This window comes from Vibrio sp., assembly GCF_047973365.1.
Classification (GTDB): Bacteria; Pseudomonadota; Gammaproteobacteria; order Enterobacterales; family Vibrionaceae; genus Vibrio.
This window is the reverse complement of sequence record NZ_JBKEBW010000121.1, coordinates 1-16,490: the sequence shown is the minus strand read 5'-3', so window position 1 is coordinate 16,490 and position 16,490 is coordinate 1. Positions and strand designations below refer to the sequence as shown.

15 protein-coding genes are annotated in these 16,490 nt (G+C 40.6%); 12 read left to right on the top strand and 3 right to left on the bottom strand.

The window, feature by feature from the left end; translation table 11 throughout:
- Nucleotides 1-30 precede the first annotated feature (30 nt).
- Entirely contained in the window at nucleotides 31-1,185 is a 1,155-nt protein-coding gene (locus tag ACK5MF_RS15200) for a hypothetical protein (RefSeq protein ID WP_416923424.1), read from the top strand.
- Nucleotides 1,186-1,199: 14 nt separating this feature from the next.
- Here the strand turns inward: ACK5MF_RS15200 and ACK5MF_RS15195 are convergent, their stop codons facing one another.
- Both ACK5MF_RS15195 and ACK5MF_RS15190 read right to left on the bottom strand, forming a co-directional pair.
- Nucleotides 1,200-2,006: a Cof-type HAD-IIB family hydrolase gene (locus ACK5MF_RS15195; RefSeq protein WP_416923423.1), complete on the bottom strand. Its 807-nt coding sequence runs from the start codon at nucleotides 2,004-2,006 to the stop codon at nucleotides 1,200-1,202.
- 251 nt (nucleotides 2,007-2,257) lie between these two features.
- Nucleotides 2,258-3,457 (bottom strand): type III PLP-dependent enzyme, encoded by a 1,200-nt coding sequence (locus ACK5MF_RS15190; RefSeq protein ID WP_416923422.1) that lies wholly within the window; start codon nucleotides 3,455-3,457, stop codon nucleotides 2,258-2,260.
- Between the two features lie 430 nt (nucleotides 3,458-3,887).
- Between ACK5MF_RS15190 and ACK5MF_RS15185 the strand changes: the two genes are divergently transcribed.
- Entirely contained in the window at nucleotides 3,888-4,310 is a 423-nt protein-coding gene (locus ACK5MF_RS15185; protein ID WP_416923421.1) for a DoxX family protein, read from the top strand.
- A 105-nt stretch (nucleotides 4,311-4,415) separates the two neighbouring features.
- Here the strand turns inward: ACK5MF_RS15185 and ACK5MF_RS15180 are convergent, their stop codons facing one another.
- Nucleotides 4,416-5,876, bottom strand: coding sequence for a diguanylate cyclase (locus ACK5MF_RS15180; RefSeq protein ID WP_416923420.1), 1,461 nt, complete (start codon nucleotides 5,874-5,876; stop codon nucleotides 4,416-4,418).
- Between the two features lie 243 nt (nucleotides 5,877-6,119).
- Between ACK5MF_RS15180 and ACK5MF_RS15175 the strand changes: the two genes are divergently transcribed.
- The 10 genes from ACK5MF_RS15175 to ACK5MF_RS15130 all read left to right on the top strand — a co-directional run bounded on the left by ACK5MF_RS15175 (nucleotide 6,120) and on the right by ACK5MF_RS15130 (nucleotide 15,914).
- Entirely contained in the window at nucleotides 6,120-7,115 is a 996-nt protein-coding gene (locus ACK5MF_RS15175; RefSeq protein WP_416923419.1) for a Solitary outer membrane autotransporter beta-barrel domain, read from the top strand.
- A gap of 271 nt (nucleotides 7,116-7,386) precedes the next feature.
- A complete protein-coding gene (locus ACK5MF_RS15170; protein ID WP_416923418.1) occupies nucleotides 7,387-7,764 on the top strand; it encodes a late competence development ComFB family protein in 378 nt (125 codons plus the stop codon).
- Nucleotides 7,765-7,773: 9 nt separating this feature from the next.
- On the top strand, nucleotides 7,774-8,049 hold the full coding sequence (locus tag ACK5MF_RS15165) for an HlyU family transcriptional regulator (RefSeq protein WP_102941431.1): 276 nt from the start codon (nucleotides 7,774-7,776) through the stop codon (nucleotides 8,047-8,049).
- Between the two features lie 278 nt (nucleotides 8,050-8,327).
- The gene (locus ACK5MF_RS15160; RefSeq protein ID WP_416923417.1) at nucleotides 8,328-9,875 is read left to right on the top strand and encodes a Re/Si-specific NAD(P)(+) transhydrogenase subunit alpha; all 1,548 of its coding nucleotides are present in this window, start codon (nucleotides 8,328-8,330) and stop codon (nucleotides 9,873-9,875) included.
- 11 nt (nucleotides 9,876-9,886) lie between these two features.
- Nucleotides 9,887-11,263: a Re/Si-specific NAD(P)(+) transhydrogenase subunit beta gene (pntB, locus tag ACK5MF_RS15155; protein WP_416923416.1), complete on the top strand. Its 1,377-nt coding sequence runs from the start codon at nucleotides 9,887-9,889 to the stop codon at nucleotides 11,261-11,263.
- 258 nt (nucleotides 11,264-11,521) lie between these two features.
- The gene (vxrA, locus tag ACK5MF_RS15150; protein ID WP_416923437.1) at nucleotides 11,522-12,937 is read left to right on the top strand and encodes a sensor histidine kinase VxrA; all 1,416 of its coding nucleotides are present in this window, start codon (nucleotides 11,522-11,524) and stop codon (nucleotides 12,935-12,937) included.
- A complete protein-coding gene (vxrB, locus tag ACK5MF_RS15145) occupies nucleotides 12,912-13,571 on the top strand; it encodes a response regulator transcription factor VxrB (protein WP_416923415.1) in 660 nt (219 codons plus the stop codon). The genes vxrA and vxrB overlap by 26 nt, the downstream gene beginning before the upstream one ends.
- 3 nt (nucleotides 13,572-13,574) lie before the next feature.
- Nucleotides 13,575-14,483 carry a DUF2861 family protein gene (locus tag ACK5MF_RS15140; RefSeq protein WP_416923414.1) on the top strand — a complete coding sequence of 303 codons (909 nt, stop codon included), beginning with the start codon at nucleotides 13,575-13,577 and terminating at the stop codon, nucleotides 14,481-14,483.
- Between the two features lie 60 nt (nucleotides 14,484-14,543).
- A complete protein-coding gene (locus ACK5MF_RS15135; RefSeq protein ID WP_416923413.1) occupies nucleotides 14,544-15,713 on the top strand; it encodes a conjugal transfer protein TraF in 1,170 nt (389 codons plus the stop codon).
- 42 nt (nucleotides 15,714-15,755) lie between these two features.
- On the top strand, nucleotides 15,756-15,914 hold the full coding sequence (locus tag ACK5MF_RS15130) for a YoaH family protein (RefSeq protein ID WP_416923412.1): 159 nt from the start codon (nucleotides 15,756-15,758) through the stop codon (nucleotides 15,912-15,914).
- Nucleotides 15,915-16,490: the final 576 nt, after the last annotated feature.

Sequence of the window (16,490 nt, the reverse complement as noted above, 5' to 3'; positions counted from 1 at the left end):
TAACTGAAACAAGAAAAATAATAATGAGATATGTTGCATAAAAATATTTGTCAATGTACAGGTATTGAGCATCAAAATTCAGAGGTTGTTGAGGTTTTTTGGGGAAGAACACTTTACAAAGTAATAGCTCAACAAGCTTACATTGTAATACTGACAGCTCTGCCTTTTTATGCGTTAGCAATACCAACCGGACCCGTTCTAGATGCGTCTGAATTCGACAGATCGAACTCAGACTTACGTTATTCAGTCCCTTTGTCTGAAGAAGATATGTCGTGGGTTGATGAGACCAACGATTTTGTTTCTCAGATGGTGCTGGATTTTAGTGAGTTTATCGACCATGGTCTAGCGAAAGACGAAGAGGATGAGCCGATTCTAAACAAAAGCTATATCAAAATTAGAACATCAGCCAAGTACTCGCATCGTGGCTATTTCGATAGTGATGAAAATATTTCAGTGCGCATTGATTTACCTCATACGGAACATAACTGGAAAATTATTTTTGAAACGGACCCCGATGATTACGATGATTTGGAAAGTAAACAACGTGGGTTAAGCTCTTCAAGCTCAAATTCAAAGGGTGCTTTTGGTGGTATCCGACTCCAAGATGAACAGATTAGTCACTGGAAAACCAGTTTTGATCTAGGTATCAAGATACGCTTGCCATTTGATCCCTTTGCTCGGGCGGAAATTTACCGAGTAGGGAAGTTGTCCGAAAGCTGGACGACACAGGTGAATCAGGAGTTCTTTTACTTTAATTCCAAAGGGTTGGGGACGCTAAGTTCTCTAAATTTTTACTATGATGTGAATGAGCTTGAGGGGAAGATATTCAAAATTGGCTCAAGTGCTCAATATCTTTATGAAGACGACCAGTGGGAAGTTTTGCATCAAGTTCAATATTTCGATCGAGTGAATGAGAAGAACTTAATGCAATACTCCTTCGGTATCAGCATTTATCCTTACGATGAAGATGAGGTGAGTAATATCTGGTTATCTGCATCGTGGATACGCAAACTGTATAAAAACTGGTTGTTCTTAACAGTGACACCACAATTTGAACTTCCCAGAGAGTACGACTATAAGCTTAACCCGGGTATTTATGTTGAGCTCGAAGCTTTCTTTTCTAAGAATCGAAAAGCCGACCGTCTAAATCGCTATATTCCAAAGCCTACAATAAAATCTGACTGAAATGCGTATGCAGATTAATTCAGTTCAGCCAACAGTTCTTTAAGCACAACCAACACGCCACTTTCATTGTTACTTGGTGCACGAAAGCGGGCATGCGCCTTAACGCCATCGTGAGCATTTTCTACAGCGTAGGAGTGATAGCTTGCTTGCAACATCTCAACATCATTAAAATAATCGCCAAAACTCATGGTCTGTTCATGTGTAAAACCAAGTTGTTGTTGCAAATGCTCAATAGCATCGCCTTTTGAAGCCGCTAAGTTCATAACATCTAGCCAAATTTTCGCACTCACAACGACTTTCTGTGTATCACCAAACGCTGAATTGATCACTGGGTAAATGTGCTTTTCTGAGCCATCAAAATGGCAAATAGCAACCTTTAAGAAATCGTCTTCAATGGTGGTTAAGTCTTCAACTGTTTCGCAACGGTGATAGTATTTCTGAACTTCTTCGCGAGCTCGAAGATCCTCTGTTTCTATATAAGCAGAGCGTTTACCACACAAAACAATATGCGCACCTTCGATACCTCTGGCTGTTTCAATCAAACCATGAATTACCGATGACTCAAGGGGTAGGCTATAAAGTTCTTCGCCTTTGTACATCACTAAAGTACCATTTTCAGCGATAAACATGATTTGATCTTTCACGTCGGAGAATGTGTCCAGCAAGCTGTAATACTGACGTCCAGAGGCTGCTGCAAAAAGAATATCTTTTTCCACCAGTCGTGGATGGAGATTAAAAAATTCTGGGTCGAGCTGTCCGTGTCCGTCTAGAAGTGTACCGTCCATATCGGTCGCGATAAATTTAATGTTACGTTGTGACATATTATGAATACTCTCTATTGTAAATGCGCACGGTTACGGAAGTTGGAGTTTATATCCGGTCAAGACTGCGTACCATACAACGTATCGGTTCAAATGATAAGTGTCGAATAGGCAACAGTATTCAAAATTTATGTGCTTCAAGTCTCTGATTACTGCTCGGCATATGGCGAGTGTTGGAATACAAACTCATTGAATGGTATGAAACGAAAAAAGCTCCCTTGAAATAGGGAGCTTTTAACTTTTACCATTTATTAGCCAATCATGCGTTGGCTATTTTCTTCACACTCATTAATCACAATGGTTTGTGCGCGTTTGAAGAAGTTAAAATCTGTTGCAGTTGCGCTTGTGTATGCACCCATCACTCGACCGATGACCAAATCGCCATTTTCCAGCTTAGGCAACATGATGTTTTCGGCAATCACGTCAATGCTGTCACATGTTGGGCCTGACAGTACACTAGGTACGAATTCGCCATCTTGTTTCAATGTCACGATAGGGTATTCAGTGTGGTCGAAGATCAAACCACTGAAAGAACCATATACACCATCATCAAGGTAGTACCAAATTTGGCCTTCACGTTCAGCTTGCCCCATGACTGAAGCAACACTGGTGACCGCTGGTGCAACGATAAAACGACCTGGTTCTGCAATCACTTGAACGGTTTCTGGTAACTCACTTAATGCTTTGTTAATCGGCATGCAGAATTGATCAATTGGCATCACTTGTTTTGTGTAAGAAACAGGGAAACCACCGCCAATGTCCAATGTGCTCAATGCAGGTAAGCCACGTTCGAAAACTTCATCCATCACTTCTTTACAACTGCGAATTGCATCCACATATTTTTGCGGATTAGTCGTTTGAGAACCGACATGGAAAGACAGACCTTTAATGTGAATGTTCCATTCTTTTGCGGTTTCAATAATCACAAGCGCTTGTTCAGCAGAACAGCCAAATTTTTTCGACAAGTCAGCGAAGGCTTCAGAGTTACGGAAGCTCAAACGAACGAGTAATTCAACTTGATCTTTATAAGGTTTGAATTTTTCTAACTCATTTAAGTTATCCACCACAAATACATTGCAGCCGTACGCTAATGCGTCACGAATGTCGCTATCACGCTTAATTGGGTGAGTGTGGATTGTTCGTTCGGCAGGTACACCTTGTTGTTGCACCAATTCAACTTCACCCGTTGTGGCTAAGTCAAAACATGCGCCTTCCTGTAAAAGTGTGTTAACCACATTTGGATGAGGTAGCGGTTTTAGAGCAAAGTGTAAAACTACATTTGGCAATGCATTACTTAGTGCACGGTATTGAGCGCGAATAATATCGCAATCAAGCATAAGCAAAGGAGCACCAAACTGCGCAACAGAAGTTTCGATTAGATCGATGGTTTCTGCCGATAGCGCTTGAGAAGAAAAAGATTGAAAATCCAATACAGAAGCTGAATTAGCCATAGCAATTCTCCAAAGTAATAGGGCACTTTTCATGGTCTTGGATGATGAAAAGTGGAGCGTCAATAAAAGCGCGTCTGCGCCGTCAAAGTCACTCTTGGATAGTTGCTCTATCGCCTTGCCACAAAACTACTGTGATGTACTCGGATTGGCTATCATCAAGAAGCAGGGCGATGATAAAGTCATACTTTTTCCCATGCAATAAAAAATGTCGCGATGAAACCAAAAAAAATTTGTCGAAAAGATAATTAAATATGATGAATTGTTATTCATTAGCGTTGTGCGGTGTATATATTAAGATGACGTTTTATTACATGATTTGTATCAATAGTATTATTCGGAAAAATTGATGAAGATGATTAATACTTTTGGGTGATGCTGTAGGTGATGGTTCTCTATAGTAAGGATCATTAGACCTAAAAGGATGGTTGTCATGAACGAAATTTTAAATCAAGTCGATAAGCTATTAGCAAAACCCGATGTGGGCAAATTGATTTTACGTGTCAGTTTTGCGTTTATGTTTTTATTGCACGGGATCCACAAACTACACGGTGGAACAGAGTTTATCCAAGGTATGTTGGTAAAAAATGGTCTGCCCGCCTTTGTCGCTTATGGCGTGTATTTGGGTGAAGTTGTTGCCCCTATTTTGATTATTGCTGGTATTTTTACTCGCTTATCTTCAATCGTGGTAATTGGCACCTGTTTAATGGTTATTTACCTAATGCACATGGACAACTTCTTTACTTTAAACAAAGTAGGGGCGTGGGCTGTTGAGGGTGTAGCCGTCTACTTGTTTGCGGCTTTAGCGACGATGTTTTTAGGTTCGGGAAAATATGCACTTAAACCTGATGCTTAACAGACACTAAATTTGACTGAAGCTGTCCCTTTGGTCGAGAAGAGCACCGTGGTTTAACTTAGCGGGTTTATTTGCTACAACGTAACGGATAAGCCCGTATTTATTTTAAATAGCAGAAGGTTTTACTCTATTTTTCCCTGCTTTCTTGGCTTCAAGTAAGAAGTTGTCGGCTCTTTCAAAAGCGGATACAAACGTGTCTTGAATGTCGATTTCGACGACACCAAAGCTACAGGTCACTTTTTTTTCTAAAGACGGAAATTTCGTCGCTTCAATACTAACTCTAATCCGATCTGCGGCTTGAATAGCATGTGACAAATCATCTCCGGGCAACAACAACATAAATTCGTCACCACCAAAACGTCCAATGAGATCCGCAGGTCTTATTTCTTTACTCACATGCTGCGCTACTAATGTCAGTACTTTGTCGCCAATGGTATGGCCTAAAGTGTCATTAATCAGTTTGAAACCATCAATATCAAATAAAGTGAGAGACAGCGGTTGGTCAAATCTCCGGCAACGGTTTATTTCATTTCTGACATTTTTTATGAAGAACTGACGAGTCTGCGCACCCGTTAAAACATCCCTTTCAGCGAGTATTCTTAGGTTTCTATTGTCGATAAGAATGTGTGGCACCCACAAGCCAAAATAGGTGTTTGCAGCAAGCAATGAGATGGTGAATTGATACACCATTGCATGGTTATCTAATTGTAACCATGATATTAAAATGGCGGTAGAAGTACTCAACAACGCTAAACTGAGAAATGCTCTCCCTGCACTTTCAGTAAAAACTATCCACATCTGAGCTATACCCAAGAAAAACACACAAAAAACCACACCTGAGGAAGGATATATCGCAACTAACACACTGATTAATGCTAGCAAAACAATTGCAATTGTTTGTTTATATAGGTAATTGTCAATTGGTGCTTGTTGGTAAATGGATGTGAAATTTTCAATTAACCACTGGCTTTCATCGGGATAAAAGCGGGCAAGGATACCGACCGTAAGTGGTGCGACAACAACAACACCGACGAGGTCGCCAACCCACCAAGGCCCCCAGATAGACATTATTTCATTGGACGCAATTATACCTGTGATAGCCAAGCTGTTCGTTCCAGCGATTGCTGCAACAAGCGATGAGCTTGCTGCAATAATTAGGAACATCAGAATTAAGTAGGGTATACGATTAGTCTTTCCCGTATGGCTTAGTTTTCTTAAGATGGCGGCACCAATCCAATAGGATAAGCAATGCACGGTTGCAAATAGCAACCCGGTGATAAGTAAAGTGGAAAAACTCTGTTGTCCTTGATAAATACTATTTTCCCAAAATGTCGCACTGACAGATGCGACCAATACAATAGGAATGGCTTTCCAGCCCAATATGAGAAATATGGCATAGGTAACACCCGAAGGTGGAAACCAAATACTGGCATGAGGAGCATATTCCATCAAAGCAGCAGCGCGCCACAAAATGACCCATGCAACGATAATTAACACTGACTTTGTTATTACGCCAAACCATTTACTCGCAAACATCGAATGTTCTTCTTGGCATGATCCTTCCATCCCTAGACTTCCTTTATACTTGCTTTTAGTTCCTTCAGGGAAAGCACGCTAATCGTTATAAATTTTAAAATATTGTTAACCACTGAATTGTATCCACTCCAAGATTAGCCACAGGTTTGAGATATTGCCACTTTTCTCAATGTGCGAGATCGCATTTCCTTTTAATGCTGCTAAATTATTACTATCAATAGATATTTCCATTAACATTCCATCGATCATTCAGAGACAAAGGATTTGTGTTCTGTGTTTAACAAACGAGCTGTCTTACTATCATATTGTGCGCTACCATTTTGTTCACTGACTTTTGCCCATCATGCGTTGGCTCGAGGGTTTGACGTTGTTCAAAAGTTTTTTGAGCAAAGTTTCGCATACACAGTCGTGCTGAGTGATAGTGACGTGTTCACCGTTGGTATAAAAGACTTTAATCCCAATGAGCTTTTCAATACCGATAACCCAGAGTTAGGTACTGAAGATTCCGTAGCCAATCGAAAGAAGTACGGTATCTCTACCTTACCGTTATCGTTTCGCCTTAATGATGAAGAAGATTTAAATAAACACGAAGTGTTTTTTAGGCTTTCTGGTTTAGCAACAGAAGAGAAAATTCGTTGGGCTGATGAGATGGTTGAAGATGATTTCAGGCAAATAATTGCCGATGTATATGCGGCTTATCGTTATGAATACGTGCTTGACGAGCATTGGTCTATTTCTCCGGGTATAGGTATCCATCTTATGCGTTATGAGAATATGATGGATTACAACAGTGCCACAGGTAAGTCATATACATCTCATTTAGATGGCGTGTTGTTTAATACCTCTGCATGGGCAAACATCTACGAACCCCATATTAAGTTGAATTATAAAAAAGATGAAAATTGGGGAAAATGGAAGTTATCTTCTAGTGGACACTACTTCTATGGTTATGGCTGGGGAAATGCTAATCATGGTCAAATAGGGACTCCTGAAGGTTGGTATTGGGTAAATAGTGCCACTGTCGTTTACGATTTTAGTCAGCTCGGTCATTCTATTCAGTCTGTATACAGCACTGTCAGAAGAGTCGACGTTGGAAGTGATGTTTCTCAGCCGTTAGGGACAACGCTATACTATGAAGCAACGGTAGGTTGGTTAATGACACCACCTTTTAAAGTGAGTTTTGTCGACAACATAGGCTTGGGATTAACGTTCAACTATGGTAGTGCATTTAAAGGAGGGAGCTTAGTCCTATTTTTCAATCAAGATTAATAAGCTATTTTAACCTGGTTGCTCCTCGTTTTTTTAGCTTGATAAAGCGTGTCATCAGCGCGCTTGCTTGTATTGTTTTGATCTATGATTTGTTGGTAATAAATGCCGTTATTCAATGAATTTCCAAGCATTTTACTCATCTTTAGTTATAAAAGAGCGCGCTTGAGCAAAGATTACGCAAGTTGACTCGTTCTTCGGTTGATTAAAGATCATCGATGCAATAGCTTTGTTTGAATGTATCACACCGACAGATCGGTTTAGGAGAATTCATATGCAACTGAATGTTGAAGTACACAATTATATGGAAACACTTGTTGGTCAAGTAATCGCACAAGACAAGTATGCTACGACATATACTCACGACCAGTTAGCAGACCTAGCGTGCCTGGCTTTAAGTCAGCTACGTCCCATTTATATCCGTTTTGATATTGATTTTCTCTCCGCATTGCCAGAAGAACGCCTCGTCATTTTAAAACAAAATGCTTTAGCTGCGGTAGAAGCAGCAGAGAGCATGATTATTGATGATAGACGTAAGGAGCGCGATGCGGATATACCTACTGTTATGTCTCAAACACAATTCGACGAAGGTGCTGATTTGGAATGGTATGAAAAACCTATTTTGGGACACAAACATCAAAACTTACCTTAAGGAGTTAGCGTGGGATTTTTTTCTCGTTTTTTCGGTAGTAAATCAGAAGCAAAAGAAGCGTCGGTTGAACCTGTAGAGTACAAAGAGTTTTTGATTTACCAAGAGGTCATTCCTGAAGGGGGTCAATACCGAATCGCTGGCAGAATAACAAAAGAAGAAGACGGCGAACTTAAAACTCACCGTTTCATTCGCTCTGATGTACTGTCGAACAAAGCAGACGCTGAAGAACTGATGCTGAAGAAAGCACAAATGTTTATAGATCAAATGTCTGGTCGGATCTTTTAATAACTCACCAAGTCGTTGACAGAAATCATAAATGTAAGAGCTATAAGCGGATAATCTTGTGGCTCTTTATTTATTTTGGCACTACGTAAATTCAATACTTGCCTCTGGTTTGAACTCTTACATGAAATAAACGCTTTGTATTTTCAATAAAACTGATAAACAGTCGCTAGTTAACGTTTTAACCAATAAATCTAAAATATTATTACAAATATCTTGTGTTTAAATTAGGCGTTAGATAAAAAAAGAATATTCACAGTGCCAACAGTCAAGGAATTGCTATGCAGATTGGTGTACCAAAAGAAATACTCGCGGGAGAAACGCGAGTCGCTGCTTCTCCTTCATCGGTTCAGCAGTTAATCAAACTCGGTTTTGAGGTTGCAATCGAATCACAAGCAGGTGATCTTGCCAGTTTCGATAATGCATCTTACGAGCAAGCTGGAGCAACCATCGTGTCAAAAGACGACGTTTGGAACTCCGATTTAATTCTAAAAGTTAACGCTCCGATTTCGAGTCAAGAGATAGATGAAATTGCCCTTATTAAAGAAGGTGCGACATTAGTCAGCTTTATTTGGCCAGCGCAAAATCCAGAGTTGATGGAAAAACTAACCACGAAAAACATCAACGTGTTAGCCATGGACTCTGTACCTCGCATTTCACGTGCTCAATCGCTAGACGCACTCTCTTCAATGGCCAACATTGCTGGTTATCGTGCAGTAGTAGAAGCCGCGCATGAGTTTGGTCGTTTCTTTACTGGACAAATTACCGCGGCAGGTAAGGTGCCGCCAGCGAAAGTCTTTGTTGCTGGCGCTGGTGTTGCAGGTCTGGCTGCCATCGGTGCTGCTGGTAGCCTAGGAGCAATTGTCCGCGCATTTGATGTCCGACCAGAGGTAAAAGAGCAAGTTCAGTCTATGGGCGCTGAATTCTTGGAAGTTGATTACCAAGAAAACTCAGGCTCTGGCGACGGCTATGCAAAAGAAATGTCTGACGACTTTAATAAAAAAGCAGCAGAACTTTATGCAGAGCAAGCAAAAGATGTCGATATCATTATCACGACGGCTCTTATTCCAGGACGTCCAGCACCCAAATTAGTCACCAAAGAAATGGTGGATTCAATGAAAGCGGGGAGCGTGATTGTCGATTTGGCAGCAGCTAACGGCGGTAACTGTGAATACACAGTAAAAGACCAAGTGATCACAACACCAAACGGTGTCAAAGTGATTGGTTATACCGATATGGTTGGGCGTTTACCAACGCAATCATCGCAACTTTACGCAACAAACTTAGTTAACTTGTTAAAATTACTGTGTAAAGAAAAAGACGGCAATATCAACATTGATTTCGAAGATGTGGTATTGCGTGGTGTCACTGTGGTGAAAGAAGGCGAAATCACTTGGCCCGCGCCACCAATCCAAGTTTCGGCACAACCTCAAGCAAAACCGAAAAAAGTAGAACCTAAAACAGCGAAAGCCGAAGAACCGACGTCACCAACCAAGAATATCATTGGATTAGCTGTAGGTGTTGGTGCATTTGCATGGGTGGCAAGTGTCGCTCCAGCTGCGTTCTTAGGGCACTTCACTGTATTTGTGCTTGCATGTGTTGTGGGCTATTACGTGGTATGGAACGTAACTCATTCACTGCATACACCGCTTATGTCTGTTACTAATGCTATTTCAGGTATTATTGTGGTTGGCGCATTGCTGCAAATCGGTCAAGGTAATGGCTTTGTGAGCTTCTTGGCATTTATCGCCGTTCTTATCGCAAGCATAAACATATTTGGTGGCTTTACTGTTACCAAACGTATGCTTGAAATGTTCCGCAAAGACTAAAGGAGTAAGCAATGTCTGCAGGATTAGTACAAGCAGCTTATATTGTCGCTGCTTTATTCTTTATCATGAGTTTGGCTGGCTTATCAAAACAACAATCAGCTAGAGCAGGTAACTATTACGGGATTACGGGCATGGCAATCGCACTGATTGCGACTATTTTTAGCCCTAATGCTGAAGGCTTTACCTGGATTATCATCGCAATGGTGATTGGTGGTGGTATTGGTGTTCATTTTGCTAAGAAAGTAGAAATGACAGAAATGCCAGAATTGGTTGCGATTCTTCACAGCTTCGTAGGTATGGCTGCTGTGCTTGTTGGTTACAACAGTTACTTAGCCGCGCCAGAAGTTACAACTCATGCTGAACATGTTATTCATTTGGTTGAAGTGTTCATCGGCGTATTTATCGGCGCAGTAACCTTCACAGGATCGATTGTTGCCTTTGGTAAGTTGCGCGGTATCATTAAATCATCGCCGCTAAACTTACCTCATAAGCATAAAATGAATTTGGCTGCGATTATTGTTTCAACACTGCTTATGATTCACTTCATTAATGCTGATGGCAGCATGTTCGCAATGATAGTAATGACGCTAATAGCTTTTGCATTTGGTTATCACTTAGTGGCGTCTATCGGCGGTGCTGATATGCCAGTGGTTGTTTCAATGTTGAACTCATATTCAGGTTGGGCAGCAGCAGCAGCTGGCTTTATGCTAGCAAATGATCTGTTGATTGTGACTGGTGCATTGGTGGGCTCATCTGGTGCTATTCTTTCGTACATCATGTGTAAAGCAATGAATCGCTCTTTCATTAGTGTTATTGCCGGTGGCTTTGGTCAAGAAGTGATTATTAGCGAAGATGAAGAGCAGGGTGAACACCGCGAAACGAATGCAGAAGACGTAGCGGATATGCTCAAAAACTCTAAATCTGTCATCATCACTCCAGGGTATGGTATGGCGGTCGCGCAAGCGCAATACCCAGTGTATGAAATTACCGAGAAGCTTAGAGCACTTGGTGTCAATGTACGTTTTGGTATTCACCCTGTAGCGGGGCGCTTGCCTGGCCACATGAACGTATTGTTGGCAGAAGCAAAAGTACCGTACGATATTGTTCTCGAGATGGATGAAATCAATGATGATTTCTCAGATACAGACACAGTGCTAGTTATTGGCGCTAACGATACTGTTAACCCGGCAGCGCTTGAAGATCCAAACAGCCCAATCGCGGGTATGCCGGTGCTTGAAGTTTGGAATGCTCAAAACGTCATCGTCTTCAAACGTTCTATGAATACGGGCTATGCGGGTGTACAAAACCCACTGTTCTTTAAAGAGAACACACAAATGTTGTTTGGTGATGCTAAGCAAAGCTGTAATGACATCCTGAGTCACATATAAGTCGATGACAATCACTGTAAAAAGAGCAACCTTTGTGTTGCTCTTTTTATTGTAAGTTTAAGTGACAATGTCACTTGCGATAAAAATCATCCATTTCGTATATATTACAATCAATAAAACCGCAAACATGTATTATTGACATCGATATAACATGGTGCATGTTCATTTTTAGCATAATAAGTTATAGTTTTTGAACTTATGATTTAATGAATAATCAAATTGATAAAAGCGATAAAATTAACATTTGCCCTAATTGCAATGACTCTTTCGGCAACTACATATGCAGATTCGCTCCCAGAGCGTATCGATCTGTTTGTGTCGCTATTCGATTATGATGCTGCGGTTGATTTTTATGATATTAGAGGAATACAAACCGATTATCCAACACGCCTGTTGACTCCTGAAAGTATGCTTCCGCAAACCGCTGAATATCCAATAAAAGATATTCAAATGCTGTATAAACTTGCGTTGAACTGTGCTGGAAACCTTCCGTTAAATCCATTGGTAACTGAACCATTAGTTTTTACTCGAGCGACATGCAAAGGGACTCAGCTCTCTTCACGTTGGTTCGCTCGCAGTGGGTTAATCCATCCTGGCGGGGGGACGTATGCGGAACGTTACGTAAAAAAATACCCAGATAAGCTGATTGAACTTGAGCAGTATATGCATATCCAAGAGAGAGCTAAAGCATCTCCACGTAGTTTATTGGGTAGATTACAAGCCATGGGTGAAGATTCCATCACAGCTCTGATTTCAGGTACGATGATGTTTGCCGAAGGGGATGAGCTATGGCTTAGAAAAGGCGATGAATATTACATTTTTGACAAAGAAATGTGGAATACAAACGCAACACAAGCGGGGCTAACCTACAGTATCGCAACAGCAGACAATACATGTTTCGTACAACGAGGTAATATTTGCTGGGATATCGAAGATCATTCAGATCTTTTACGTAAGAGTATGATCGGGCTGGTCATTGCAAATATTTTGTTGGTAATTGCTTGGTCCATTTATCGATGGAATAGCAAACGACAAGAGATGAAGAGTAGAATGTTGGTATTGCAAATACTGACACATGAGTTAAGAACTCCTATTGCAAGCCTCTCTCTTACTGTTGAGGGATTTAGACGAGAATTTGAACAGTTACCAAATTCCTTATACGATGAGTTTCGTCGTTTGTGTGAAGATTCTCGTCGCTTAAGGCAATTGGCTGAGGCTAGTAAGGACTATTTGCAGTCTGATAATAAACCTCTTGCAACAGACTGGGTTCCATCGGTGCAAGAATGGCTGCAATTTAAAGTTGAAGAAGAGTTTAACAACGCTATTGAACTCGTTATAAATGATGATGTTGCAGCAAAACTAAATGTATATTGGCTAGGCACCTGCATAGACAATTTAATTCGCAATGCCGTGAAATATGGTGTTGCTCCGGTGACGTTAGAAGTGATAACAAAATCGGAATCTGTCACGATCAAAGTGACCGACCAAGGAACATTAACAAACAAGGATTGGCGTCACCTACGCAAGCCATTTGTAAGTAAAAGTGGCTTAGGACTAGGCTTAACTATAGTAGAATCAATGGTAGACAGAATGGGCGGCAAGATGACCCTAATTGGTCCACCAACTACTTTTATATTGGAGATACCCTGTGAAACAGACGTTGCTTCTTGTTGAAGATGACAAAAACCTAGCTGATGGTCTTTTAGTGAGCTTAGAGCAAGCAGGATATGAATGTTTACATGCTGAAACAATTGCAGATGTTAAACAGCATTGGGAAAGTGCAGATTTAGTTATTTTGGATCGCCAGTTACCTGACGGTGATTCTGTTCAACATTTACCTGATTGGAAAAAGTTGAAAGATGTTCCTGTCATCTTATTAACAGCACTAGTAACGGTAAAAGATAAAGTGGCTGGCTTAGATGCCGGTGCTAATGATTATCTGACAAAACCTTTTGCTGAAGCCGAATTATTTGCACGTGTCCGCGCTCAGCTACGTTCCCCTGAGTCAGATGGCCAAGATGATACTAAAGTGGTACTGCCTGAGTTAACTATTGATAAAGCTACTCGCGATGTTTTTTATAAAGGTGACCCTGTAACGCTTACTCGTACAGAGTTTGATTTGCTGCTATTTTTGGCAAGTAATTTAGGCCGAGTATTTACGCGTGATGAGTTGTTGGATCATGTGTGGGGTTACAACCATTTCCCAACTACGCGCACCGTAGACACGCACGTCCTTCAATTACGTCAGAAGTTGCCCGGTTTAGAGATCGAAACATTACGTGGTGTTGGGTACAAGATGAAAGCGTAGTCAATGCGAAAATTAGCACTGAAAAAAATAGTACTGAAAAAAATAACACTTATTGTGGGCACGCTCTGCTGCGTGCCACTAACTGCTAATAGTGTAGAGTGGTTTGAAAATAATTCACCACTCACGCAAGCACATCAACGTCTTCTAAATAATGACTTAGAAAACATGTTTGCGTCTCTTGTGGAAGTTTGGCAACTTGAGCATAACAAGAGTATTAAAAATCATCTTAATGATTTATTAATTCAAGCTCTGAGCGTAGATTGTGGTAAAGGGCTTGATGCAAATCCGCTTCCCGATTGGATCTCATCAATTAATATACGACGTCTTGATATTCGAAGCCCAGGTAGGGATGCCTATCAAGTATTGGTTGATGCTAAAAGCCAAAAAGAAATTAACTCTATTCAACTCACTCAATGGGTGGATAAGCCCTTATCGAGTGATACCACATTTAGCAAAATAACTCGTGACAACGTCACATCCGGAGCTGTGTCTTTCATTAAAAGATACAATTTAAATAGTAAGCCAGACATGGGCTTGTATCGATTAGATATTTCTACATCAGATAGAGAATCATGGAGTACTTGGGTTATCTTCACTGAAAGTAAAGCGAAACAAACGGTGCGATGGGCCTCTAAAGATCAATGGACAGTAGATAAAAACGCACTTCTTAATCGCTTTTGTCCTTTACCAAAGTTAGGCATCAATGTGTACGACTATGTAGAAGGCAAATATAAAGAAGTGTGGTCAAAAGAATATGAATCTGATTATCCGACTATGTTAGAAGCCACTGATCTACCACCTGATAGATACATTCTTGCCGTATCAATGACTCATTTACGTTGGCAAGGCCCGATATCTATTGAGCAGTCACAAGTTATCAGCAAGACATATGATATTTCCGTAGAGGAATAGCTAAAGTTAGTCCACAATATGCCGTTATAAAATGCAAAGGAACTAACGCGTTATATCGTCATGAAAAATAAAATCAAACTTCTTACACTCTCAATAATGCTAAGCGCTCCGGCGGCGTTTGCTGCAAACTATGCAATTGAAGCTCGTGGCGATGCTATGGGCGGAGCAGGTGTTGTCTCGGGAAACTTTCTTACCGGTCCATTTTATAACCCTGCATTAGTTGCAATATATCGCCGCAATGACGATGTTGGTATGATTCTTCCCAGCGTCGGATTTACCTATAACGACCAAGATGGAATGATAGATGATTTAGACACGATTTCGGATATTCTTGATAATCCTGATGCATCACGCATCGATGAGCTCAATTCTACCTTAGATCATATCGATGGCAGCATACTCAATGCTGAGTTAGGTGGCGTTGTAGCATTTGCTATTCCGAATCAATTTATTGCGGCTAACGTTTACGGAAAAGCATATACCGAAACGTTTTCAAATCCTCAAATAGCGACAACTTGTTCCACACCGTCAGATGCAACGGCGTGTGCATTAGATAGAGCCGACAGAAGTACGGTTAATGCGGTATCAGTAGCAGTCACTGAAGTGGGGATAACATTAGCTAAATACCAAACCTTTATGGGGCAGCATCTTGCTTTTGGTGTGACACCAAAATTACAACGTGTCTACACCTATGTTTATGAAGCAAGCATGTCAAATTATGACTTGGCTGATGTTGCTGATAATGGCAATGGTGAGACTGTTTTTAACCTTGATGCCGGAGCTTTGTGGTTCTATGGGCCATTGAGAGTCGGTTTCGCTGCCACTGATTTGGTAGGGCGTGATATAGAAACAGAAACTATACCATCAGCAGTATCCGGTAATCCGTCTATTAGCTATCAATACGAAATGCGTCCTCAATACACGGTCGGTGCTGGTATCGTTGCCGATTACTTCACCCTGAGTGTTGACTATGACCTCAACGAGAAAGAACGATACAAAAATTTCGATGATAATACGCAAATGATCCGTATCGGTGGGGAAGTTGATCTGCTTCGACAACTTAAACTTAGAGCCGGTTATTACAAGAATTTAGCATACGACGATAGCGAAGGTACAATAACAGCAGGCGTCGGCATCTCCCCATTAAATTTATTTCAGTTAGATATCGCTGCAAGTTACACTAATGAGAATGCTATGGGCGCTTACGTTAACTTCCTTGCGAGTTATTAAGCAAGTCATTATAGTAAGGCTCCTTCAACAGGAGCCTTTTTTATGTTTGATGATTTTCCACCATTAACCCATGCAGAGCAGCAGGCTGCTGTCGAGAAGATACAAACTTTAATGTCACAAGGCATCAGTACTGCACAAGCAATCAAAATAGTTGCCGAGCAAATCAGGCAAAACAAGCAAGAAGAACAAGGTAATAAATAGGGCACGAAAGTGCCTTTTTTATTACCTGCAATACAGCTCCTCATCTTTAGCTCTCAAGTTTTATTCAAAGCTCTATATGTGTTCCTAGGAAAGTGACTCAATTACAAAAGATGAATTAGCCAAGGTTATTACTAAATTATTTTGCTTATTCTATAATTATCTTTAATTTTCAATAGGTTGATGTAGTATATTATACTGTTATATTTCCTTTGTTTATGAATTTGTAATTTTATTACAGCTGATTTTCATAAGCTAAACCATGGCAGTGAATAATGCTAAACAGTTACGGTGTGATTACTTACTTATTGTTTGTCGCCTGATTTACGGGGTCTGAAGCCCAATGGAACGAAAACGTACGCTAAGCTTCTTATCTCCAAAAACACTCATATAATTAGCCCTTATACATTATATTGCTTTTAGGCTATTGCTATGATTCGGCGTTATTTGGAAATAATGCTGCAATTTCACCCCTGAACCATTGGTTTGCTAAATCACCATTTCGACTCGGATGCCAATAAATACAGACTTTATATTCATTATAATCAAAAGGTAGTTGAACCGATTTAATGTCGAATA